Here is a 22,648-nt window from a genome sequence, read left to right on the forward strand (position 1 = left end):
AAGAGGTTCCCTGTTGCCGCTGACATCAGGTGCCGCAGAAGGTCCGATACCCCTCCGCCACCTCCGGCGCGGCCGGCAGCGCGTAGCGTTCCAGGCCTTCGCGCTCGTTGAATGGCTGGCTCAGCGCCTCCAATAGCGTCAATGTCGGCCCCATGTCGCCATGCTCGCTGGCTGCGGTCAGCGCTTCTTCCACCAAGTGATTGCGCGGGATGTACAGCGGGTTTTCGCGACGCATCGCGGCGGCGATGTCGGGCGGGCGGCGGGTGCGCGGCACATGGCGGTTTTGCCATTGTTTGAGCCACGGTTCCAATACCGATGCGGAGGGAAACAGCGCGGCCAGCCTGTCCGGCTTGCCTTCGGCCTCGTCGGCCAGATAGCGCCAGGCCAGGGTGTGGTCCACGCCATAGGCCGCCAGCAGCGCCAGCCAGTCTTGCAGCAGCTGCTTGTCCGACGCCTTGGCGTCCAGCAGGCCAAATTTGCGCCGTGCCTGATCCAGCCAGTGGGTTTGGTAGCGGTTGGCGAAGCCTTCGATGATCTCGGTGGCGGCCGGGACGGCGGAGCCGGGATCGTCCGGCGCGATCAGCGGCAGCAGGGTTTCGGCAAAGCGCGCCAGATTCCATTGCGCGATGGCCGGCTGGTTGCCGTAAGCGTAGCGGCCGGTGTGGTCGATGGAGCTGAACACCGTATCCGGGTGGTGGGCGTCCATGAAGGCGCAGGGGCCGAAGTCTATGGTTTCGCCGGACAGCGCCATATTGTCGGTATTCATCACGCCGTGGATGAAGCCTGCGTGCATCCAGCGGGCGATCAGCTCGGCCTGGCGCTCCGCCACCGCGCTCAACAGGCTCAGGTAGCGATGGTCTTGGTTTGCCAGTTCCGGGTAATGGCGGGCGATGGTGTAGTCGGCCAGTTTTTTCAGCGTCTCGCTTTCGCCGTGGATGGCGAAGTACTGGAAGGTGCCGACGCGCAGATGGCTGGCGGCGACGCGGGTCAGCACCGCGCCGGGCAGCTGGCGCTCGCGTTGCACAGCCTCGCCGGTGGCTACCACTGCCAGCGCGCGGGTAGTGGGGATGCCCAGTGCCTGCATCGCCTCGCCCAGGATCAGTTCGCGCAGCATCGGCCCGACCACCGCCTTGCCGTCGCCGCGGCGGGAGAAGGCGGTGCGGCCGCTGCCCTTGAGGGCGATGTCGCGGCGCTGGCCATGGCGATCGATCACTTCGCCCAGCAGCAGCGCGCGGCCATCGCCCAGCGACGGCGACAAGCCGCCAAACTGATGGCCGGCATAGGCCTGGGCGATGGGTTGCGCGCCCGGAGGCAGGCTGGCGCCGGAAAACAGGCGGGCCAGCTCGGCTGCGCTGGCTTGCGCCGTGTCCAAACCCAGTTCGTCCGCCAGTTCGGCATTCCAGAACAGCAGCGCCGGCGCGGGCGGCATGTCCGGCTGCGCGGCTTGCCATGCGCCGGGCAGGTCGCGGGCATAGCTGTGGTCGAAGGCGATGTGGATCATGGCTGGCCTCGTGGGATCTGTCGTTTATGTTCTTGCCGCGCTGTTTTCCGTTCGGTTTGCCGGCGGGGCGCGCTCAAGCGTTCACCAGTTTAGGTGGGGCTTGTTGCTATATTGTGCGTTCAAAAGCGGTATGTCGATGGCGGCATGCACGGCGCCATTTTGCCTGTTCGATGAGATAAGCGATAGTTCATTGGCATAATTTGCGCCAAATTGCCGTTGATGCGGCTCTGGCTGAAAAAACGCCACGCTTTTTGAGGGGCGTGGCGTTTTTGCCTGCTGGATCAGCGGTTGCGGCCGGTTTTGCCGCCAGGCTTGGCCGGCGAGCGGCCAGCCTGCGGTTTGCCGGAGGCCGGCTTGCCGCCTGTGCCGCGCGCGCCGACGGTTGCCGGCTTGCCGCGCTGCCCCTGCGGGGCTTGTCTTGCGCCATTCGGCTTGCCGCGGCTCATGGTCGCGCCCATCTTGTGGCGCACGGCGGCGGCCTTGTCGCCCGGCGGAGTCGGCGGGATCAGGCAGTGCTTGCTGTGGCCGATCAGGTCGCTGCGGCCCATATTGATCAGCGCGTCGTGGATGATCTGCCAGTTGTCCGGGTGGTGGTAGCGCAGAAAAGCCTTGTGCAGCTTGCGGCGGTAACCGTCGCGCACCACGTCCACCTTTTCCGAGCTGCGGCCCAGCCGCTTCAGCGGGTTGCGGCGCGTGTGCCACATGGTGGTGGCCAGCGCCATCGGCGTTGGGGTGAAGGTCTGCACCTGGTCCAGGCGGAAGTTGTTCTTCTTCAGCCACAGCGCCAGATTCATCATGTCTTCGTCGCTGGTGCCCGGGTGGGCGGCGATGAAGTAGGGGATCAGATACTGTTCCTTGCCGGCCTGGCGGCTGAAGCGTTCGAACAGTTCCTTGAATTTGTCGTAAGCGCCCATGCCCGGCTTCATCATCTTGGACAGCGGGCCGTCCTCGGTGTGTTCCGGCGCGATCTTTAAATAGCCGCCCACATGGTGCTGCACCAGCTCCTTGATGTATTCGGGCGAGCGCACGGCCAGGTCGTAGCGCAGGCCGGACTGGATGTTGATCTTCTTCACGCCCGGCAGCGCTCGCGCCTTGCGGTACAGCTGGATCAGGTGGCTGTGGTCGGTGTTGAGGTTCTCGCAGATGTCCGGGAACACGCAGGACAGCTTTCTACAGGACGATTCGATCTTCGGGTCCTTGCAGGCCAGCCGGTACATATTGGCCGTCGGGCCGCCCAGGTCGGAGATATGGCCTTTGAAGCCAGGCGTTTTGTCGCGGATTTCTTCGATCTCGCGCAGGATGGATTCTTCCGAGCGGCTCTGGATGATGCGGCCCTCGTGCTCGGTGATGGAGCAGAAAGTACAGCCGCCGAAACAGCCGCGCATGATGTTGACCGAATACTTGATCATTTCCCAGGCCGGGATGTGGGCGTCGCCGTAGCTGGGGTGCGGATTGCGGGCGTAGGGCAGGCCGTAGACGAAGTCCATTTCCTCGGTGGAAAGCGGAATCGGCGGCGGGTTCAGCCACACGTCGCGCTCGCCGTGCAGCTGCACCAGCGCGCGGGCGTTGCCGGGGTTCGATTCCAGGTGCAGCGTGCGGCTGGCGTGGGCGTACAGCACCGGGTCGTGCGCCACGGCCTCGTAGGCCGGGATGCGCAGCACGGTCTTGGCGCGCTCGGCGCGGCGCTTGGCCAGCCGCTCCTCGCGCGATTCGATGCGGATGACCTGCGGCTTGGACGGATCGATGTCCTTGGTGGCTTCGGCCGCTTGCTCGGGAATTTCCTGGTACGGATTCAGGTGCGGATCGACGCGGCCCGGCTCGTCCACCACGCTGGAGTCCATCTCCTGCCATTCTTCATCCGGCTTCCAGCCGTGCGGCACGATGAAGGCGGTGCCGCGGATGTCGCGCATCTCGGACAGTTTTTCGCCCTTGGCGGCGCGGTGGGCGATTTCCACCAGCGCGCGCTCGGCGTTGCCGAATAGCAGGATGTCCGCCTTGGACGTGATCAGCACCGACTGGCGCACTTTGTCGCTCCAATAGTCGTAATGGGCGATGCGGCGCAAGCTGGCCTCGATCGAGCCTATCATCACGCCTATGCCCGGATAGGCCTCGCGGCAGCGCTGGGCATACACGGTGACGGCGCGGTCCGGGCGCTTGTTCGGCGCCGCATGCGGCGTGTAGGCGTCGTCCGAGCGCGGCTTGCGGTCCGCGGTGTAGCGGTTGATCATCGAGTCCATATTGCCGGCGGTGACGCCGAAGAACAGATTGGGCCGGCCCAGTTCGCGGAACGCGTCCGCGCTGTGCCAATCCGGCTGGGCGATGATGCCCACGCGGAAACCCTGCGCCTCCAGCAAGCGGCCCACCAGCGCCATGCCGAAGCTCGGATGGTCGATGTAGCAATCCCCGGTGACCAGGATGATGTCGCAGGAGTCCCAACCCAGTTGGTCCATCTCGGCGCGGGTCATCGGCAGGAACGGGGCGGTGCCGAAACGGCTGGCCCAGTACTTGCGGTAGGAATCGATCGGTTTGGCGGCTTGCGGAGTAGTCATGCGTTCACGTCTATTTCTGGCAGCCGGCCATTATGCCTCAATCCGGTAAAAAAATCTGCATAAACAATTGTTTATTGTCATGAATCGCCTGGCTGCTTGTAGGGGTTTTGCGAGTCGGGAATTTTCAGGCAAATCAAGGCGCTGACGAGGCTGTCCTGGCGGCGGGCTGCCTTTGTCATAGATTTGGGTGTACCCTTTCGCCTTTAATCGGCGCAAAGGGTCCGCGGCAAGGCTGCCATGGTTGCCGTCGTTGAGTATGGATAGGGGGAGTTTATGGTCGAGCGTATCGTCAGCGTGAGGGGCGGAGAGCAGGGCTTGGTGCAGAAACTGGAGGTGGGCGCCGTGCTGCATGTGCCGGATTTCGGCTTCAGTCTCAACGCTGCGGAACAGGCCTTGCTCAACCCGTCCATCGCCGATCCCAAGCGCAAGAACATCAGCCTGGAACCGGATAACGGCGCCCTGCACGGCGTGCAGGGCGGAGACGGCACTCAGCAAGCAGTGCGCGCCTTGATTTCGCGTTATCAGCAAGCGGCGGTGCAGTTGTTGGCGCAAGTGCTGCCGGAGTATCAGGGCAAGACGCGGGCCGCGCCCACCAGTCTGCGGCTGGTGCGGGTGGAAGACCGCAAAACGTCCTGGCGCAAGGATGATAGCCGTTTGCATGTGGATGCCTTCCCGTCCCGCCCCACCTATGGCGAGCGCATACTGCGCGTGTTCTGCAACATCAATCCGGCGGGCGAGCCGCGGGTGTGGCGGGTGGGCGAGCCGTTTGAGGACATGGCGAAGACAATGCTGCCGCGCGTGCCCAGGCAATGGCCCGGCTCGGCCGCGCTGCTGGCGGCGCTGAAAATCACCAAGCGCAAACGCAGCGCCTACGACCACATCATGCTGCACCTGCACGACGCGATGAAGGCCGACCTGGCGTACCAGCGCGATTGTCCGCAGCAAACCGTGCCGTTCGCGCCGGGCGGTGCCTGGATCTGCTTTTCCGACCATGCTTCGCACGCCGTGATGTCCGGGCAATTCATGCTGGAGCAGACCTTGTGGCTGCCGCTTGAGAAAATGGATGATCAGGGCAAGTCGCCGCTGCGGCAGTTGGAAAAGCTGACGGGGCGGGCGCTGGTTTGAGCGCACCACCTGTCCTTTAGGATGGGTTTGGTGAGGCGTCGTTTCATTGCAAAATACTGAAATTCTTTAGCCGGCGCTTCGCTGAAGCGCCGTTTTCATGGTTCCTCGTCGTTAGCCGATATAGAAATGGGTGCCCACGCATGAACTCCCCGCAAGCCACTCCCCATTCCACGCCGTCCTCGCAACGCTTGCCAAACTGGCGCTCGGCCGGGAAGGCGCCTAACGCCCCCATTCAGGGACGGTCAGTATTTTTGCTGCCGCTGGATCCGCCGCGGCATGGCGAGGCGCTGTTCAAGCTGTTTGCCAATGATGAGGCGCATTGGGCGCATCTGCCATACGGGCCGTTTGCCGATGAAGAAAGCTTCATGTCCTGGCTGGCGCTGACCGTATCCGCCGCCGATACCGCGCTTTATGCCGTGTTCAAGAAGGATTCCAACCAGGTGCTGGGTTTCCTGGGCTATCGGCAGATCGTTCAGGCGCACGGGACGGTGGAGATTGGGCATGTCAATTTTTCTCAGGCGCTGCGTCAAACCCGGATGGCGAGCGAGGCCATGTATTTATTGCTGAAAACCGCTTTTGAATTGGGCTATCGCCGCTGCGAATGGCGTTGCGACTCCCGCAACGCCGCGTCCGTCAAGGCCGCGCGCCGTTTGGGTTTTCAGTTTGAAGGCATGCTGCGCCAGGCCATGGTGGTGAAGGGGCGCAATCGAGATACGCTGCTGTTCTCGATGCTGGACGGCGAGTGGGATGGTCTTTGCCAGGCCTACGAGGCCTATTTGGCTGATGACAACTTCGATGCGGAAGGACGGCAGTTGCAGTCATTGGGCCGCTTTATGGCTGCGGAGCGCGCATTGGCGTGAGCGTGTGGAAGGGGCGCCGCCCGAGTCTATGGGTTTGAGCCCGCGAAGGCGGGCTTGGCCTGCAAATGACGCGAATCCGCCGGCTCGCGGAAAATGCTGGAAAAATCGGTTACAATGGCCGATTCGCTATCCTTACCCACAGCCAGAACATGAGCACGGAAAACAACGCGCCGGTTGTCAACAACTTCATTCGCAGCATCATCGACGAGGACTTGGCCACGGGCCGCCGCAGCTCGGTGGTGACGCGCTTCCCGCCGGAGCCGAACGGCTTCGCCCACATCGGCCATGCCAAGGCCATCTGCATCAACTTCGGCCTGGCTGAGGATTACCAAGGCCAGTGCAATCTGCGCATGGACGATACCAATCCGGAGAAAGAGTCGGACGAGTTCGTCGAGGCGTTCAAGCAAGACATCAGCTGGCTGGGCTTCAAGTGGAACGGCGAAGTCCGTTTCGCTTCGGACTATTTCGACCGTCTGTACGATTACGCCGTCGAACTGATCCAGGCCGGCAAAGCCTACGTGGATGACCTGTCCGCCGAGGAAATGCGCCAGTACCGCGGCAGCCTGACCGAGCCGGGCAAGAACAGCCCGTACCGCGACCGCACGCCGGAAGAGAACCTGGACCTGTTCACCCGGATGCGCAATGGCGAATTCCCGGACGGCAGCAAGACGCTGCGTCTGAAGATCGATATGGCTTCGCCCAACATCAATCTGCGCGATCCGGCCATCTACCGCATCCGCCGCGTGCATCATCACCGCACCGGCGACAAGTGGTGCATCTACCCGATGTACGACTACACCCATTGCATCTCCGACGCCATCGAGGGCATCACCCATTCGCTGTGCTCGCTGGAGTTCGAAGACCACCGCCCGCTGTACGACTGGGTGCTGGACAACATCAGCATCGATCACCATCCGCAGCAGATCGAATTCTCGCGTCTGGAGCTGTTGTACGCGCTGACTTCCAAGCGCAAGCTGCAGGCGCTGGTGAACGATGGCGTGGTGACGGGCTGGGACGATCCGCGCATGCCCACCATCGCCGGCATGCGCCGCCGCGGCTACAGCCCGGCCGGCATCAAGTTGTTCGCCCAGCGCATCGGCGTGTCGAAGAGCGAAAACATCATCGACATGACCATTCTGGAAGGCGCGGTGCGCGAGACGCTGGAAAACGACTCGCCGCGCGTGATGGCCGTGGTCAATCCGATCAAAGTGACGCTGACCAACTACGACGCCGCCGTCACCGCCAGCCGCAGCGCGCCGTTCCATCCGCATCATCCGGAGTTCGGCGAGCGCGACGTGCCGATCGCTCGCGAGATCTGGATCGAGCGCGACGACTTCGCCGAAGTGCCGCCGCCGAAGTGGCAGCGCCTGACCGCCGGCGGCGAAGTGCGCCTGCGCTACTCCTACGTGATCAAGTGCGAGGAAGTGGTCAAGGACGCCAATGGCGAGATCGTCGAGCTGAAGTGCTCGATCGACCACGATACCCTGGGCAAGAATCCGGAAGGCCGCAAGGTCAAGGGCGTGATCCATTGGGTATCGGCCGAGCACGCCATCCAGGCCGATGTGCGCTGGTATGATCGCCTGTTCACCGAGTCGCGCCCCGATGCGGTGCGCGGCGAGGATGGCGAATATGTCGACTTCCGCCAGTTCCTGAACCCGGAATCGTTGAAGCTGGTACCGGCCTATGTGGAGGCTTCGGTGCTGCAGGCCGCGCCGGAAACGCGCTTCCAGTTCGAGCGTTTGGGTTACTTCGTGACCGACCGTTACGAGCACCAGCCCGGCGTCAAGGCGGTGTTCAACCGCACCGTGGGCCTGAAGGACAGCTGGAAGTAGGCTGTTTGGCCATCCATCAATGGCGAACCTTCGGGTTCGCCATTTTTGCGTGCAAAGGCGGCTGTGCCGGCCGCCCGGAACAAGGAGAAAAAATGCACATCGCGCTCAAGTCCGTTTCCCTGTCGCTGCTGGCCGCGGGCCTGCTGACCGCCTGCACTACGCCGCCAGGCAAGAACAACTACCTCGACAAGACCTACAAGATCACCATCCTGCACACCAACGACCATCACGGCCGCTTCTGGCCCAACGCCGACGGCGAGTATGGCCTGGCGGCGCAGAAGACCGTGGTGGACAAGGTGCGCGCCGAGGTGAAGGCGGAGGGCGGCTACACCTTGTTGTTGTCCGGCGGCGACGTCAACACCGGCGTGCCGGAGTCCGACCTGCAGGACGCGGAGCCGGATTTTCGCGCGATGAGCCGCATCGGCTACGACGCGATGGCGGTGGGCAACCACGAGTTCGACAAGCCGGTGCCGGTGCTGATGAAGCAGCGCGGCTGGGCGAGCTTCCCCATGTTGTCGGCCAATATCTACCAGGACGGCCACCGGATGTTCGATCCCTACACCATCTTCAATCTGGGCGGGGTCAAGGTGGCGGTGCTGGGCCTGACCACGGACGATACGGCCAAGATGGTCAATCCGGCGCAAATCCAGGGCATCGAGTTCAAGAGCCCGATCGCGGAGGCTGCCAAACTGGTGCCGGAATTGCGCCAGAAGGCCGACATCGTCATCGCCGCCACCCATATGGGCCACTATCCGGACGGCCAGCACGGCGTCAACGCGCCGGGCGACGTGGAGATGGCGCGCGCGGTCAAGGGCATCGATCTGATCGTCGGCGGCCACAGCCAGAACCCGGTGTGCATGAAGGCGGAAAACGTGCGCGACGACGCCTATGTGCCGGGCCAGCCTTGCGCGCCGGACCGCCAGAACGGCGCCTGGATCGTGCAGGCGCACGAGTGGGGCAAGTATGTGGGCCGCGCGGATTTCGAATTCAACAACGGCAAGTTCAAGCTGGTGAAGTACCAGCTGATTCCGGTCAATCTGAAAAAAACCGCCGCCACGGCGGATGGCAAGACCGAAAAAGTACCGTATACCGAGCTGATTCCGGAGGACGGCAAGCTCCGGACCTTCCTCAAGGCTTACCAGGATAAAGGCCAGCAAGAACTGGGCGTCGAGGTAGGCGAGCTGTCCGCCAAGCTGGAGGGCGACCGCGCGGTGGTGCGCAGCCACCCCACCAATCTGGGCGTGTTCGTCGGCATGGCCATGATGGACAAGACCAAGGCCGACTTCGCGGTGATCAATTCCGGCGGCATCCGCGATTCGCTGCCGGCCGGTCCCGTCAGCTACCGCGACGTGCTCAAGGTATTCCCGTTCGGCAGCACGCTGGTGTATGTCGATCTGCCGGGCAGCGAGGCGCTGGATTACTTGAAAGCCGCTGCCAGGATGACGCCGGGCGCCGGCGCCTTCGCCCAGTTTGCCGGGGTGAGGCTGAAGGTAGAGCAGGGCGAGCTGCGGCAGGCGCTGATAGGCGGCCAGCCGATTGATCCGTCCAAGACCTACCGCATGGCGATCAACAGCTTCATGGCGGCGGGCGGCGACGGTTATCCCAAGCTGAACCAGCATCCGGGCTACGTCAACACCGGCTTTGTCGATGCCGAAATCCTGAAGGACTTTGTCGCCCAGCATTCTCCCATCCCGGCGGCTCGCTACGCGCCGGGCGACGCGGTGCAACGGCGTTAACCTCGGCTGTCGAGGCCGTTCATGCAGCCCCGCCTTGGCGGGGCTTTGTTTTTCCTGCCGATGGGTCTGTTTGCGTGTGTAGTGCCGACGCTACTTTTGCGCCGGTTTGCCGCCGGTCAAGGAAGCATTTCTTGTCGCGGCTAACCGGCTTGAGGCGACTCTCGCGCCGGTGGTATGGTGGTGGTGTTAGCAGCGTAGGCATGCTGTCTGGTTCTTGCGCTGCCCGGACTGTCCACTATTTCAGGTTGCGATCATGACCAAGCCAAGAGCCGTATATCTGCAATCCGGCGGACCCACCGCCGTTCTGAACGCTTCCGCCCAGGGCGCCATCGAGACCGCGCGCCGTCTGGGCCTGTCCCTGTATGCCGCCTTTGACGGGCTGGCAGGCCTGCTGGAAGGGCGCCTGTGCGATACCGACGGCGTGTCCGACACCGCCATCGCGCAATTGGCCTTCATGCCTGGCGGCAGCTTCGGCGTCAGCCGCCGCATGATAGGCACGTTCGAAGAAGCGCCGGAAGACTGGCTGCGCCTGCGCGACGTGCTGGCCAAGCACGACATCCACTATTTGCTGATCAATGGCGGCAACGGTTCGCTGGGTTGCGCCGAGCGGCTGGTCGATTTTGAAAAGCATACCGGCTATAAGCTGGGCGTGATCGGCGTGCCCAAAACCATTGACAACGACTTGGTCGGCACTGACAACAGCCCGGGCTACGGCTCGTCCGCCAAGTTCCTGGCCAGCGCCATGCGCGAGGTGGGCCTGGATATGACCAGCATGGGCTGGGGCCGCGTCTTCATCATGGAAACCATGGGCCGCCATACCGGCTGGCTGGCCGCCGCTTGCGCCGCGTCTTCGCGCAGCCCGCAGGAAGCGCCGCATCTCCTGTTGCTGCCGGAGGTGCCGTTCGACGAGCAGCGCTTCCTCGCCGCGCTGGATGCCAGTCTGGCGAAGTATGGCCAGTGCGCCATCTCGGTGGCCGAGGGCATCACCGGCAAGGACGGCCGTTTTGTCGCCGAGGCCAAGAAGTCGGAAACCTACGGCCACGAGCAACTAGGCGGCGCCGGGCACTGGCTGGCGCAGCTGATCCTGCGCGAGCGCGGCATTTCCGCCCACGTGGCGCAAGTGGATTATCTGCAGCGCGCCGGCGGCCACCTGGCTTCCACTACCGACGTCCGCCAGGCCTATGTGATGGGCGAGCGCGCGGTAGAGTGGCTGCTGGCCGGCAAGACCGGCTTGATGGCCGGCATCAAGCGCCTGAATGACCACCCTTACTGTTGGGACGTGGTCGAGGTGCCGCTGTCGGAAGTCGGCGACAAGGAAAAGCGGCTGCCGCCGGAATTCATCGGCGAGGATGGTTTCAGCGTCACCCAGGCCTTCCTCGATTACGTCAAGCCGCTGATGGAGGGCGAGCGCATCCCGCCGTTCAAGGACGGTCTGCCGGACTACCGCCCCATCGCCTGGCCCAAGGTATAAGGCAGTTTGATGTCGCCAACCGCCGGCTTTGCCGGCGGTTTTGCTTTGCGGCTGCAGCGCGCGCCGCGCATCTGTTACAATCACCCTCTTTTTGACCGATCACAATAGGTTTCAGACATGCTCAGCTTGTACAACACACTGACCCGCCAGAAGGAAGCGTTCAAACCCATCGAACCCGGCAAAGTGCGCATGTACGTCTGCGGCATGACCGTCTACGACCTCTGTCACATCGGCCACGCGCGCATGCTGGCCGCCTTCGACGTGATCTACCGTTGGCTGAAAGCCTCCGGCTACGACGTCACCTATGTGCGCAACATCACCGACATCGAAGACAAGATCATCAAGCGCGCGCTGGAGCGCGGCATCACGCCGGAGCAGCTGGTGGAAGAAACCATCGCCGACATGCACCAGGATGCCGCCGCGCTGGGCCTGCTGCCGCCGACCTACGAGCCGCGCGCCACGCATCATGTCGGCGGCATGGTCGCGCTGATCGAACAGCTGATCGCCAATGGCAAGGCCTACCCGGCCGCCAACGGCGACGTTTACTACGCCGTACGCGAGTTTGAAGGCTACGGCAAGCTGTCCGGCCGCACGTTGGACAAGCTGCGCGCCGGCGAGCGCGTGGAAGTGGACCCGAACAAGCGCGATCCGTTGGACTTCGTGTTGTGGAAGGCGGCCAAGCCGGGCGAGCCGTCGTGGGACAGCCCGTGGGGCAAGGGCCGTCCGGGCTGGCACATCGAGTGCTCGGTGATGAGCTGCCACCATCTGGGCGAGCATTTCGACATCCACGGCGGCGGCGAAGACCTGCAGTTCCCGCACCATGAAAACGAAATCGCCCAGTCCGAGGGCGCCCACGGCCATCAGTACGTCAATTACTGGCTGCACAACGGCTTCATCAATGTAGACGGCGAGAAGATGTCCAAAAGCCTGGGCAATTTCTTCACCATCCGCGACGTGTTGCAGCACTTCGACGGCGAAGTGATCCGCTTCTTCATCGTGCGCAGCCACTACCGCAGTCCGGTCAACTACACCGACAGCATCCTGAACGACGCCAAGCAGGGCTTGACCCGTCTGTATACCGCTCTGCGCGGCATCGAATTGCCGGCATCGCAGGGCATTGATTGGAACAACGCCTATGCCGCCCGCTTCAAGGCGGCGATGGACGATGACTTCAATTCTTCCGAGGCCGTGGCCGTGCTGTTTGATTTGGCCGGCGAGGTCAACAAGAGCCGCGATCCGCAACAGGCGCGACTGCTGAAGGATCTGGCCGGCGTGCTGGGCCTGCTGGCGCGCGATCCGGATGCTTTCCTGAAGGGCGGCGTCAGCGAGGGCGAACTCTCCGCCGAGCAAGTGGAGGCGCTGATCCAGGCCCGCAAGGATGCCCGCGCGGCCAAGAACTGGGCCGAGTCCGACCGCATCCGCGACGAGCTGACCGCCAAGGGCATTGTGCTGGAAGACAGCGCCGCCGGCACCACCTGGCGCCGCGCCTGACCGTTATTTGCCCCGCTTGGCTTGTCAAGGGCGGGCAAACGGCGGATAATGCCGCGTTTAGCAAGCAGTACAGGCAAAACCCCTGTACCCGATTAGAAAGGTAGAGAGATGAAAACCGATATTCACCCGAACTACAAAGAACTGTCCGTTACCTGCTCCTGCGGCAACCAGTTCGTGACCAAGTCCACCATGTCCAAGGACGCCTTCTCCATCGAAGTGTGCTCCAGCTGCCACCCGTTCTACACCGGCAAGCAAAAGATCGTGGACACCGCTGGTCGCGTGGACAAGTTCAACCAGAAGTTCGGCAGCTTCTTCAAGCGCTAATATCAGCGCTTGTCGTACGAAGTATCCGAAAGAGGCAGCTGCGGCTGCCTTTTTTTGTTTGCGGCCATCAAACCTTAGGGCTTGACCCATGAAGCTACTGCACATTGTCTACTTGTCCCACGGCGGCAAGAAGTATCACGACCAGACTCGCTTCTCCATATTGACCCTATTGCATCTGCTATTGCTTCAGCAGCGGAGCGATATCCGCATCGTGGTATACACCGATGACCCCGCCGCTGTGCCTGTACACGAGCTGATTCTGGTAAAACCGCTGACGGTTGGGCCGTTGCGCGAATTCAGGGGAGAATTCGATTATGTTCACCGTATCAAATTGATGGTGATGCAGCAGGCTTGCCGCGAGCTGGGCACGGCCTTGATGTATGTCGATTGCGATACCCGCTGGCTGAGCCTGCCAGACAAGGTGTTTGACGCGTTGCGCGCTGGTGGGACCTGCTGCATGCATGTTCGTGAGGGCGAGCTGAGCGACGCTTTCTTTCCGGCCTACCGTGCCGCGGTGCAGCAATACCAAGAAGCGCTGGCTCGGCGTGGCGTCTCCCAGCTGGATCCTCTGGAGATGTGGAACTCCGGCGTGATAGGCACGCCTGCCGGCGCAGACGATTTCTACGCCAGCGCGCTGGCGGTGAGCGACTATCTGCTTCCCAGGCTGTCTCCGCGCAATTGGACCGAACAGTTCGCGTTGTCGCTGGCGGCCTGCAGCCGCTACGCCATGATGGAACTGGGCGCGCCGCTGCATCATTACTGGAACTACAGTTATGAGGCGCCTATCTATCTGAACGAACTGTTTGGCGCGATGGATGCCGGCTGGCCGGTGGCTCGTCAGGCTGAGTACTGCTTCCGAGTGGAGTGGGACGAGCAGCGGCTGAAGCAATTGCAGGCTGCGCCTGAGCACAAGCAGCAGCGCCGCCGCAATAAGTGGCGTGGTTCCATCGCCAAACGCAAGATAGACCTGCGCGTTCTGCTAGCCCGCCTGAGTGGCAGGCTGACGAGCCGCTAACCAAAACGAGACATGCTGACTTATTCCGCTCAGGCCAGCCAGCTGGCCAAGCCGACCGAAAAACCCTGGGTGCTGCTCCTGCTGTGCTTCATCTGGCTGTGGCCGGGTATTCTGGGGCACGATCCGTGGAAGCCGGACGAGCCGTATGTGCTGGCGGTTGTCCAAGGCATGCTGAACAGCGGCAACTGGCTGCTGCCAACGCTGCAGGGCGCGCCTTATCTGGATAATCCGCCGCTTTACTATTGGCTGGCTGCGGGCTGCGTCAAGCTGTTTTCGCCATGGCTGCTGCCGGCGCATGACGCCGCCCGCCTGTCCACGCCGCTGTTGATGGCGCTGGCCTTGTTGCTGGCGGGCATGGCCGGCCGCGACCTGATTGGCCGCCGCCATGGCCGCAGCGTGGTGATGATCCTGATCGGCTGCTTGGGCCTGGTCGAATCCGGCCATCAACTGACGCCGGTCATTGTCAGTTTTACCGGTTTTGCCGCCGCCTTCTACGCCTTGTCGCTGACGCTTCGCTCGCCAGGCCTGGCCGGCGCGCTGCTCGGCGCGGCCAGTGTCGCCACCTTCCTGGGCGGTAGTCTCACGGACCTGATGCTGATCTGGCTGACCGCGCTGATGTTGCCGGCGTTCAGCGCCTGGCGCTGCAAGAACTATGCGCTGACGCTGCTGCTGGCGCTGATGGTGGCGCTGCCCGCCATCTTGGTATGGCCGATGTTGTTGTTGCGCGAGTACCCAACCGTCTTCGCCGATTGGTGGGCCAATTACTGCTTGGGTCAGACCAGCGGCTTCAAGCACATCAGGATGTTCCACGATTTCGGCTACTACACCGTCAACGTGTTGTGGTTCGCTTTCCCGGCTTGGCCGCTGGCCTTGTGGACCCTGTACCGCCAGCGTCAGCCGCTCGCGCCCAAGCTGCAGTTGCCGCTGCTGTTCGCCTTGATGATCGCGCTGTTGCTGACGCTGTCCGACCGAGCCAGCATTACCGACGCCATGCCGCTGCTATTGCCGCTGTCCATCCTGGCGGCAGTGGAGTTGGATACGCTGCGCCGCGGCGCGGCGGCCTTCCTGAATTGGTTCGCGCTGATGACCTTCGGCCTGTTCGGTCTTTTGGTATGGCTGGGTTGGGCGGCGATGAACTACGGCTGGCCGGCCGGCTTGGCCGGACGCGCCCAGTATTTCAGTCCGTTCTACCAGCCGCATGTGTCATGGTGGCATGCGGTGGGCGCGCTGGTCGCCACGCTGGTCTGGCTGTGGGCGCTGACCCGGCCCCATTTGCGCGGCCGCCAGGCCATCACCAACTGGGCCGCTGGCCTGACGCTGCTGTGGGGTCTGGGCATGACTTTGTGGCTGCCCTGGTTTGACGCCGCCAAGAGTTACCGCCCGGTGGTGCAGAGCATGTTGCGCAAGCTGCCGGCTGGCGGGGTGTCGTGCGTCGCCACGGAGAGCCATAATAGCTTGGCCCTGATCAGCTGGCGCTACTACGCCGGTATGGATCTGCTGCCTTTCCCGGCAGGCGAAACGCCGCCGTGCGATTACTGGCTGGTCGTCCGGGACAAGCAGCAAGGCATGGCCGAGCCGGGGTGGCAGGTGTTATGGACCGGCCACCGTCCGCGTGAGGAGAATATGACTTTTGCGTTGCTGCAGCGCCTGCCGACGGCGGAACCGCCCAAGTAAGAGTCTGTTTATGATCGTTTTACGGGCAGTTGGCCTGCCGGCCGGGCTGCCCTACTGGACCTTTTTCTGCCGGCATATGGCTTTGTCAAACGTCACTGACTGCGAGTGACACTGCGGCGGGCCGTTTTTCGCGCCCGGCATCCGGCAGGAGATGGCCGCTGCCGCAAAAAGAGCCTGGGCAGGCTCTAAAAACCGCCATTGCAATGAAAGCCGCTCCGGATGCATGCCGGAGCGGCTTTTTTTCATCGGGATGGACGGCTAGGCGGCTATCCCGGCTTCGGCTGATCCGGCGGCGCATGTCCGGCATAGCGTCGCATGCCTTCCACCAGCGCGTCGAACGCGGCCTTGCAGGCGCGGTTGTGACGCAGGTCCTCATGCATGGTGATCCAGGTTTCCATCCGCAGCGCGTAGCGCTCGGGCAGGATGCGCCGCAAGCCGTCGCGCCGGGCCAGCGGGAGCTGGCAGAAGCCGATGCCGGCGCCGGCTCGCAGCAACGCCAGCTGAGCCAGATCGCTGTCGCTTCGCAGGCTGAATCCTTCCCGCGATAGGCCGGGCATCCGCTTGGCCGCCTCTCTTTGAAAGGCAGTGGGCTGGTCGAAACCGATCAGGCTGTGCCTGTCCAGATCTTCCACGGCGGCCGGTTCGCCATGCTCAGCCAGATAGCCCGGCGCGGCGAACAGGCCGACCTCGATGACGCCGACCGGGCGGGCGATCAGCTGCGCCTGCTGCGGAGGCGTCATGCGCACGGCGATGTCCGCCTCCCGCTGCAGCAGATCCTGCGCGCGGTTGCTCAGTACCAGTTCTATCGCCAGCGCGGGATGGCTGCGGCGCAGCTCGGCCAGCATCGGCGGCAGCACCTCGGCGCCCACCACCTCGCTGGCGGAGATCCTCACCACGCCGCGCGGCGAGTCCCCCTGGCTGGAGGCCATGCGCTCCAGCGCCGCCGCATGGCTGGCCATGGCTTCGGCATGCGGGCGCAGCGCCCGCGCCGCATCCGTCGGCAGCAGCCCGCCCTGAGAGCGGGTGAACAGCGAGATGCCCAGCGCGGCTTCCAGCGCGTCGATATGGCGGCCTAGCGTGGGTTGGGCCTGGCCCAGCGCGCGCGCCGCCGCGGATAGCGATCCCTCCCGCAGCACGGCGAGGAAGGAGCGGTAAAGTTGCCAGTCTATCGTCGTTTCCATGCATAAATGTATGGAATACATGCCATTTTAGTCAATTCCGTATTGATCGATGCCGCCATAAGATGGACTCACTGATACGAACCAAGGAGCAAAATCATGACGACGCGACAAACGGCACTGGTGGTGGGAGCGGCAGGCGGCATAGGCGGGGAGGTGGCGCGCCAGCTGCGCGATGCAGGCTGGGAGGTGCGCGGCCTGGTGCGCAGCCTGGAGCAGCCCGTGCAGATGCGCGATGGCATCGTCTGGATCCGGGGCGACGCGATGCGGCCGGACGACGTGGCGAAGGCGGCCGAGGGGTGCGCGGTGATCGTCCATGCGGTGAATCCTCCCGGCTACAAACGTTGGGCCGAGCTGGTGCTGCCGATGCTGGACAGCACCATCGCCGCGGCGAAGCGCGAGGGAGCCGCCATCGTGCTGCCGGGAACGGTGTACAACTACGGGCCGGAAGCCTTCCCTATCCTCAGGGAAAACTCGCCGCAGCACCCGCTGACGCACAAGGGCGCGATCCGGGTGGAAATGGAAGCCCGGCTGCGCGCCCACGCGGCCGGCGGCGGCAGGGTGTTGATCGTGCGCGCCGGGGATTTTTTCGGCCCCAGGGCTGGCAACAATTGGTTCTCGCAAGGCTTGATCCAGCCCGGCAAGGCGATCCGCCGCATCCAGAACCCGGCCGCGCCCGGCGTTGGGCATCAATGGGCCTACCTGCCGGACGTGGCGCGCAACATGGTCGAGCTGCTGTCGCGGCGCGAATCGTTGGAACCGTTCGCCGTTTTTCATCTGGGCGGCCATTGGGATGCGGACGGCACGCAAATGGCGCAGGCCATCCGCCGCGCGCTGCAACGGCATGGGGTCAATGCCAAGGTGGGCGCTTTCCCTTGGTGGCTGATCCGGCTGATCGCGCCGTTCAATACCACGCTGCGGGAAATGATGGAAATGCGCTACCTGTGGCGCAAGCCGGTGCGGATGGACAATGGCAAGCTGCTCGGCGTGTTGGGGAGGGAAAGGGTGACGCCGTTGGACGAGGCTGTGGAGGCGACGCTGAAGGGCTTGGGCTGCCTTCCGGGGTGACTGCGCGAGGCGGCGGCACCTGTGGCGGACATTAATCGAAGGTGGATCATGTCCGCCCAGGAACCGTGTTTAGAGCCGCTAAACCTGAGCCAAGGCGAGCCGACGCAGACGTGCTTGAGTACGGCAAGGAGGAGCAATGCAGGATCAGGGGTTTTGTTCACGGCTCTTATGATCAAAAACCGGCGTGTGGCTCCAAAAAATCAACCGTATCTCGCTTTGGCGGGCCGCTTCTTCATTCTTCTTGCAAGACCGCGAGAATATGGGCCTTTTGCTCATCGGAAACCGGCAGGACCGAGATCAGTTTTTCCTTGGCGACGCCTGGAATGTGCTGGGCGATATTGCCGATGTCGAAAGGCAGGGCGGGATTGTCCGGGTTTTGCATCAGATGCCGCGCGCAGTCGATGGCGATTTGCGCGATATGCGTGCGCGGCTTGTCTACTCCCCGGATAAGCTGGCTGATCATTTGCGGTAGTTGCCAGACATCCGCCAGTTGCAGGGTCAGTTGCCGGAACGTGAATCCCGCGGTGTTCAACTGGGCAAGGCCTGTTCTGCTGGCGCGCCCGGCTTCGAACTCCGCGATAGCCTCTATCGGCAATTCCGGCGCGAAATGCCAGAGCAGCAACTCGCCTGTTTCGGAAAGGAGCGTGGCCAGGGAAATTTCTTCGGGAGAGGTGTCTGAGCGGAAATTCGACCACGCCCGGGCGATGCCGGACGCCATGACGGCGGTTGAAACCGCGTTTCTCCAGCCTGGGTGATCCACTTCCACCACCGGGCTATGGGCGATCAGAGTATACAATTCATCGCTGCCCAGCTGGAGGATGGTCGCCAGCGGGGTGGTGGTTTCTTTGCCTAGCCGTCTGGAACGATGCCGTTCGGCCTCTATCAGTAATTTGAGGGCCAGATACGGATCGTCTTGCACCCTTTCGGCGAGTTCTTTGGGCGCGAATTCCGGCGCGTCCTGGCCTTGGGATTTCAGCGACTGGAAAAAATCACGGGTCGCGGAGAGCACAGGTATATCCCTGTCTTTCAGATAAGCCGCCCAATGTTCCATACCCCAGCTGCGCTGGTACCGACTCAACATGTTTATCCGCTCCGAAAACCGCCGCTTTCCGCTTTCTTGTACTGCTGGTGAATATTGTGGGTATTTCTGCGCCTGTTGCGACTCGGAAATTACCTTGCCCTTCTTTTCATGATAATTCAGTTCGCCGCACTTATGGGCGGAAACCTCCGTATATTGTGTCGAAGCGGTCATCGCCATGCTGTTTTCAGGTTTTGGAATCTGGCGTTTTTGGGGGCGATATATCCGTTGCCCGCGTAAAAAAACGAGGACAAAAGTCCTCGTTTGTTCAGACCGATTTGAAAGGCTTACTCGCCCAGCTCCTTCAGATTCTCGAACAGCTTCAAGGCCTCCGGATTGGCCAGCGCGCTGACATTGCTGACCGGGCGGCCGTGGATGATGTTCTTGACCGCCAGTTCCACGATCTTGCCGCTGACGGTCTTGGGGATGTCTGCCACGGCGATGATGCGGGCGGGGACGTGGCGGGGGCTGGCGCCGTTTTTGATTTGCGTCTTGACGCGGCTGATCAGGTCTTCGTCCAGCGCCACGCCGTCGCGCAGTTTGACAAACAACACCACGCGTTCATCGTCCTGCCATAACTGGCCCACGGCCAGGCTTTCCAGGATTTCCGGAAAGGCTTCCACCTGGCGGTAGATCTCGGCGGTGCCGATGCGCACGCCGCCGGGATTCAGCACCGCGTCGGAGCGGCCGTAGATGATCACGCCGCCATGGGCGGTGATTTCGGCGTAGTCGCCGTGGCACCAGATGCCGGGGAAGCGGCCGAAGTAGGCTTGGTGGTATTTTTCGCTGCTTGGATCGTTCCAGAAGCCTATCGGCATGGACGGGAAGGGCTTGGTGCAGACCAGCTCGCCTTTTTCCTGCCAGATCGGCCGGCCCAGTTCGTCGAAGATGTCCACCGCCATGCCCAGGCCGCGGCATTGCAGCTCGCCGCGGTAAACCGGCAGCGTGGGGGCGCCCAGGGCGAAGCAGGAGACGATGTCGGTGCCGCCGGAGATGGAAGCCAGGTTCAGGTCCGGCTTGATGTTGGCGTAAACCCAGTCGTAGCTTTCCGCCACCAGCGGCGAGCCGGTGGAGAACAGCGAGCGCAGCCGAGGCAGCTGCCAGTCGCGCGCCGGCACGATGCTGGTCTTGCGCAGGCTGTCTATGTATTTGGCCGAGGTGCCGAAATGGGTGAAGCCATGCTCGGCGGCGTAGTCCCACTGCACGCGGCCCTCGTCGGCAAACGGCGAGCCGTCGTACAGCATCAGCGCCGCGCCGGAGGCCAGGCCGCTCATCAGCCAGTTCCACATCATCCAGCCGCAGGTGGTGAAATAGAAGAAGTGGTCGCCGGCGTGGATGTCGGCATGCAGCTGGTGTTCTTTCATGTGCTGCAGCAGAGTGCCGCCCGCGCCGTGCACGATGCATTTTGGCTTGCCGGTGGTGCCGCTGGAGTACAGGATGAACAGCGGGTGGTTGAACGGCAGCCGTTCGTATTCCACCGGGCGGGCGTCGTACGCCGCCAGGAAATGCGCCAGCGTTTGCGCCTTGGGCACCGAGGCGGCGAAGTTTTCGCCATCGCCGATATACGGCACCACCACCACGCGGGCGACGCTGGGGAGCTGTTCGGCCAGCTGGATCATTTTGCCGCGGATGTCCACCGCCTTGCCGTTGTACCAGTAGCCGTCGGGGCAGAACAGCAGCTTGGGTTCGGTCTGGCCGAAGCGGTCCAGCGCGCCGTCCAGGCCGAAGTCCGGCGAGCCGCTGGTCCACACCGCGCCGAGGCTGCTGGCCGCCAGCATGGCCGCCAGGGTTTCCGGCATATTCGGCATGAAGCCGGCGACGCGGTCGCCCGGCTGGATGCCGCTCGCGCGCATGGCCTGCTGCAGGCGCGAGACCAGCTGGTTAAGCTCGCGCCAGGTGAGCTTGGTTTCGATCTTGTCTTCTCCGCGGAACACCACGGCCAGCGCATCGTCGTTGCGGCGCAGCAGGTTTTCCGCGTAATTGAGCCGCGCCTCTGGGAAGAAGCGGGCGGCGCGGATATCCTCGCCGTGGACCAAGGCCGTGCTCCCCTTGTCGCCGATCACGCCGCAGTAGTCCCAGACCAGCGACCAGAAGCGGCCGGGATCGTCCACGCTGGCGCGCCACAGGCTGTGGTAGTCGGGCAGGGGGCGGCCCCAGGCGGTTTCGGCCAGGCGGGTGAAGGCGGTAAGGTGGCAGCCCGCCAGCCGCTCGGCCGACGGGGTCCAGATCGGGGTGTTGCTTGCTTGCATGGTTTCTCCTGTGGCGCGGCCCGTCATTATTGATTTTGAGGTGGATGGGCGTGCCGGTTTGTTCAGCCCTGGCGGCCGAGCGCGTGCGCCAGCTTGGAGGCGGGGGCTTTGCCCAGCGCGTCGGCAATATACCAGGCAGCGTTCACCAGTTTAGTCAGATCGATGCCAGTGTGGTAGCCCTCGCCATGCAGCAGGTAAACCACGTCTTCCGTCGCGACGTTGCCGGAAGCGCCTTTGGCGTAGGGGCAGCCGCCCAGGCCGGCGACGGAGGCGTCGAATACCCGCAGGCCTGAGTCCAGCGCCGCGCGGATATTCGCGATGGCCATGCCATAGGTGTCGTGGAAATGGCCGGCCAGCTGTTTGGCCGGCAAGGCGTCGAGCACCGCGTCCAGCATCTCGCGCACCGAGGCCGGCGTGCCCACGCCTATGGTATCGCCCAGCGAAATCTCATAGCAGCCCAGATCGGACAGGGCCTTGGCCACGTCCGCCACTTTTTGCGGCGCGATCTTGCCTTCATACGGGCAACCCACCACGCAGGAAACATAACCGCGCACCTTGATGCCGGCGTCCAGCGCGCGCCGCGTCACGCTTTCAAAGCGCTGCAGGCTTTCTGCGATGCTGGCGTTGATGTTTTTCTGGCTGAAGCTCTCGCTGGCGGCGCCGAATACGGCGATTTCCCTGACGCCGGCTTCCAGCGCCGCGTCCAGGCCCTTGTCGTTGGGCACCAGCACCGGGTAGGCGATGGGGCCGTCCAAGTCCAGTCCGGCCAGCACTTCGGCGCTGCCGGCCATTTGCGGCACCCACTTGGGCGACACGAAGGCGCCGGCCTCTATGCTGAGCAGGCCGCTGTCCGCCAGGCGGCGGATCAGTTTCAGCTTGACGGCGGTGTCCAGCGGCTGCTTTTCGTTCTGCAGCCCATCGCGAGGCCCGACTTCAACGATTTTGACGCTTTGCATGGTTTTCCTTCAGCATTTGGGCTGGATGGGGATGTAGATGTCCATCTGCAGTTGCGGCTGGCCCGGCGCGCAGCGACCGTCGTAGCGCTCAAAAGCGTCCCGGGGAGCGTGCTCCCACTCTGCCGATTCGGGCAGCCATTGCTGATGGATATGCTGCCAGGTCTGGGCGATGGCCGCGCCGAACGCCGCGGCGCTTTCCACGGGCGGCGTGGCGAACACCGCATATTTTCCGGCGGGGATGGCGCGGCGTTCGCATCCGTCCGGCGCGCGTGACGCGCGGTCTTCCATGGCGATCATGTAGCGGAAACCGGTCTGGGAGGGGGCAAAATCGTACACCACGCCGTATTCCGCTGCGTGCGGCCGCCCGAGCGCAGCCAATAGCGGTTGGCGCAGCCGTTCGGCGTAGTCGTTCCAAAAGGCGGGGATCTGCCGCAGATTGTCGCCACTTTGCAAGCTGACTGGCCGGCTGTAGCCGGCCAGCTCCAGTCCGGGATGGTTGATGATCAGCGGCTCCATGTCGTTAATATTGGCCGGCATCCTG

17 protein-coding genes are annotated in these 22,648 nt (G+C 63.3%); 10 read left to right on the forward strand and 7 right to left on the reverse strand.

Features of this window, described 5'->3' with window-relative positions; all coding sequences use genetic code 11:
• Nucleotides 1–25: 25 nt before the first annotated feature.
• Together C2134_RS08940 and C2134_RS08945 are read right to left on the reverse strand one after the other, a co-directional pair.
• Complete coding sequence (locus C2134_RS08940; RefSeq protein ID WP_103319339.1) at nt 26–1,501, reverse strand: protein adenylyltransferase SelO; 1,476 nt, start codon at nt 1,499–1,501, stop codon at nt 26–28.
• Nucleotides 1,502–1,782: 281 nt separating this feature from the next.
• Nucleotides 1,783–4,050, reverse strand: a complete 2,268-nt coding sequence (locus C2134_RS08945; protein WP_103319341.1) for a YgiQ family radical SAM protein — start codon at nt 4,048–4,050, stop codon at nt 1,783–1,785.
• Between the two features lie 273 nt (nt 4,051–4,323).
• Here C2134_RS08945 and kdoO point away from each other — a divergent pair, with 273 nt between their 5' ends.
• From kdoO to C2134_RS08990, 9 genes are all read left to right on the forward strand, one after another.
• On the forward strand, nt 4,324–5,175 hold the full coding sequence (gene kdoO, locus C2134_RS08950) for a Kdo hydroxylase KdoO (protein ID WP_103319343.1): 852 nt from the start codon (nt 4,324–4,326) through the stop codon (nt 5,173–5,175).
• Nucleotides 5,176–5,315: 140 nt separating this feature from the next.
• A complete protein-coding gene (locus tag C2134_RS08955) occupies nt 5,316–6,035 on the forward strand; it encodes a GNAT family N-acetyltransferase (protein ID WP_103319344.1) in 720 nt (239 codons plus the stop codon).
• A 149-nt stretch (nt 6,036–6,184) separates the two neighbouring features.
• Nucleotides 6,185–7,867: a glutamine--tRNA ligase/YqeY domain fusion protein gene (locus C2134_RS08960; protein WP_103319346.1), complete on the forward strand. Its 1,683-nt coding sequence runs from the start codon at nt 6,185–6,187 to the stop codon at nt 7,865–7,867.
• Between the two features lie 92 nt (nt 7,868–7,959).
• The gene (gene ushA / locus C2134_RS08965; protein ID WP_103319348.1) at nt 7,960–9,603 is read left to right on the forward strand and encodes a bifunctional UDP-sugar hydrolase/5'-nucleotidase UshA; all 1,644 of its coding nucleotides are present in this window, start codon (nt 7,960–7,962) and stop codon (nt 9,601–9,603) included.
• A 253-nt stretch (nt 9,604–9,856) separates the two neighbouring features.
• Nucleotides 9,857–11,074 carry a 6-phosphofructokinase gene (locus C2134_RS08970; RefSeq protein WP_103319350.1) on the forward strand — a complete coding sequence of 406 codons (1,218 nt, stop codon included), beginning with the start codon at nt 9,857–9,859 and terminating at the stop codon, nt 11,072–11,074.
• Nucleotides 11,075–11,191: 117 nt separating this feature from the next.
• A complete protein-coding gene (gene cysS, locus C2134_RS08975) occupies nt 11,192–12,565 on the forward strand; it encodes a cysteine--tRNA ligase (RefSeq protein ID WP_103319352.1) in 1,374 nt (457 codons plus the stop codon).
• A 108-nt stretch (nt 12,566–12,673) separates the two neighbouring features.
• Nucleotides 12,674–12,889 (forward strand): 50S ribosomal protein L31, encoded by a 216-nt coding sequence (gene rpmE / locus C2134_RS08980; RefSeq protein WP_043624491.1) that lies wholly within the window; start codon nt 12,674–12,676, stop codon nt 12,887–12,889.
• A gap of 88 nt (nt 12,890–12,977) precedes the next feature.
• Nucleotides 12,978–13,904, forward strand: coding sequence for a hypothetical protein (locus C2134_RS08985; RefSeq protein WP_103319354.1), 927 nt, complete (start codon nt 12,978–12,980; stop codon nt 13,902–13,904).
• A gap of 12 nt (nt 13,905–13,916) precedes the next feature.
• Entirely contained in the window at nt 13,917–15,578 is a 1,662-nt protein-coding gene (locus C2134_RS08990; protein ID WP_103319356.1) for an ArnT family glycosyltransferase, read from the forward strand.
• Between the two features lie 266 nt (nt 15,579–15,844).
• Here the strand turns inward: C2134_RS08990 and C2134_RS08995 are convergent, their stop codons facing one another.
• The gene (locus C2134_RS08995; RefSeq protein ID WP_103319358.1) at nt 15,845–16,759 is read right to left on the reverse strand and encodes a LysR family transcriptional regulator; all 915 of its coding nucleotides are present in this window, start codon (nt 16,757–16,759) and stop codon (nt 15,845–15,847) included.
• A gap of 96 nt (nt 16,760–16,855) precedes the next feature.
• Between C2134_RS08995 and C2134_RS09000 the strand changes: the two genes are divergently transcribed.
• Nucleotides 16,856–17,824: an NAD-dependent epimerase/dehydratase family protein gene (locus C2134_RS09000; protein WP_103319360.1), complete on the forward strand. Its 969-nt coding sequence runs from the start codon at nt 16,856–16,858 to the stop codon at nt 17,822–17,824.
• Nucleotides 17,825–18,056: 232 nt separating this feature from the next.
• Here C2134_RS09000 and C2134_RS09005 read toward each other — a convergent pair whose 3' ends face one another.
• The 4 genes from C2134_RS09005 to C2134_RS09020 form a co-directional block, all read right to left on the reverse strand.
• A complete protein-coding gene (locus tag C2134_RS09005; RefSeq protein WP_103319362.1) occupies nt 18,057–19,082 on the reverse strand; it encodes an HDOD domain-containing protein in 1,026 nt (341 codons plus the stop codon).
• Nucleotides 19,083–19,189: 107 nt separating this feature from the next.
• A complete protein-coding gene (locus C2134_RS09010) occupies nt 19,190–21,151 on the reverse strand; it encodes an acetoacetate--CoA ligase (protein WP_103319363.1) in 1,962 nt (653 codons plus the stop codon).
• 62 nt (nt 21,152–21,213) lie between these two features.
• Nucleotides 21,214–22,107, reverse strand: coding sequence for a hydroxymethylglutaryl-CoA lyase (locus tag C2134_RS09015; protein WP_103319365.1), 894 nt, complete (start codon nt 22,105–22,107; stop codon nt 21,214–21,216).
• Between the two features lie 9 nt (nt 22,108–22,116).
• Nucleotides 22,117–22,644: a GyrI-like domain-containing protein gene (locus C2134_RS09020; RefSeq protein WP_233196398.1), complete on the reverse strand. Its 528-nt coding sequence runs from the start codon at nt 22,642–22,644 to the stop codon at nt 22,117–22,119.
• Nucleotides 22,645–22,648 lie beyond the last annotated feature (4 nt).

The organism is Chromobacterium sinusclupearum (assembly GCF_002902845.1).
Classification (GTDB): domain Bacteria; phylum Pseudomonadota; class Gammaproteobacteria; order Burkholderiales; family Chromobacteriaceae; genus Chromobacterium; species Chromobacterium sinusclupearum.

Bases quoted from the DNA above. Each gene is read 5' to 3' on its own strand.
- C2134_RS08940 (WP_103319339.1), bottom strand. From the start codon at position 1,501: ATGATCCACATCGCCTTCGACCACAGCTATGCCCGCGACCTGCCCGGC.
- C2134_RS08945 (WP_103319341.1), bottom strand. From the start codon at position 4,050: ATGACTACTCCGCAAGCCGCCAAACCGATCGATTCCTACCGCAAGTAC.
- kdoO (WP_103319343.1), top strand. From the start codon at position 4,324: ATGGTCGAGCGTATCGTCAGCGTGAGGGGCGGAGAGCAGGGCTTGGTG.
- C2134_RS08955 (WP_103319344.1), top strand. From the start codon at position 5,316: ATGAACTCCCCGCAAGCCACTCCCCATTCCACGCCGTCCTCGCAACGC.
- C2134_RS08960 (WP_103319346.1), top strand. From the start codon at position 6,185: ATGAGCACGGAAAACAACGCGCCGGTTGTCAACAACTTCATTCGCAGC.
- ushA (WP_103319348.1), top strand. From the start codon at position 7,960: ATGCACATCGCGCTCAAGTCCGTTTCCCTGTCGCTGCTGGCCGCGGGC.
- C2134_RS08970 (WP_103319350.1), top strand. From the start codon at position 9,857: ATGACCAAGCCAAGAGCCGTATATCTGCAATCCGGCGGACCCACCGCC.
- cysS (WP_103319352.1), top strand. From the start codon at position 11,192: ATGCTCAGCTTGTACAACACACTGACCCGCCAGAAGGAAGCGTTCAAA.
- rpmE (WP_043624491.1), top strand. From the start codon at position 12,674: ATGAAAACCGATATTCACCCGAACTACAAAGAACTGTCCGTTACCTGC.
- C2134_RS08985 (WP_103319354.1), top strand. From the start codon at position 12,978: ATGAAGCTACTGCACATTGTCTACTTGTCCCACGGCGGCAAGAAGTAT.
- C2134_RS08990 (WP_103319356.1), top strand. From the start codon at position 13,917: ATGCTGACTTATTCCGCTCAGGCCAGCCAGCTGGCCAAGCCGACCGAA.
- C2134_RS08995 (WP_103319358.1), bottom strand. From the start codon at position 16,759: ATGGAAACGACGATAGACTGGCAACTTTACCGCTCCTTCCTCGCCGTG.
- C2134_RS09000 (WP_103319360.1), top strand. From the start codon at position 16,856: ATGACGACGCGACAAACGGCACTGGTGGTGGGAGCGGCAGGCGGCATA.
- C2134_RS09005 (WP_103319362.1), bottom strand. From the start codon at position 19,082: ATGGCGATGACCGCTTCGACACAATATACGGAGGTTTCCGCCCATAAG.
- C2134_RS09010 (WP_103319363.1), bottom strand. From the start codon at position 21,151: ATGCAAGCAAGCAACACCCCGATCTGGACCCCGTCGGCCGAGCGGCTG.
- C2134_RS09015 (WP_103319365.1), bottom strand. From the start codon at position 22,107: ATGCAAAGCGTCAAAATCGTTGAAGTCGGGCCTCGCGATGGGCTGCAG.
- C2134_RS09020 (WP_233196398.1), bottom strand. From the start codon at position 22,644: ATGCCGGCCAATATTAACGACATGGAGCCGCTGATCATCAACCATCCC.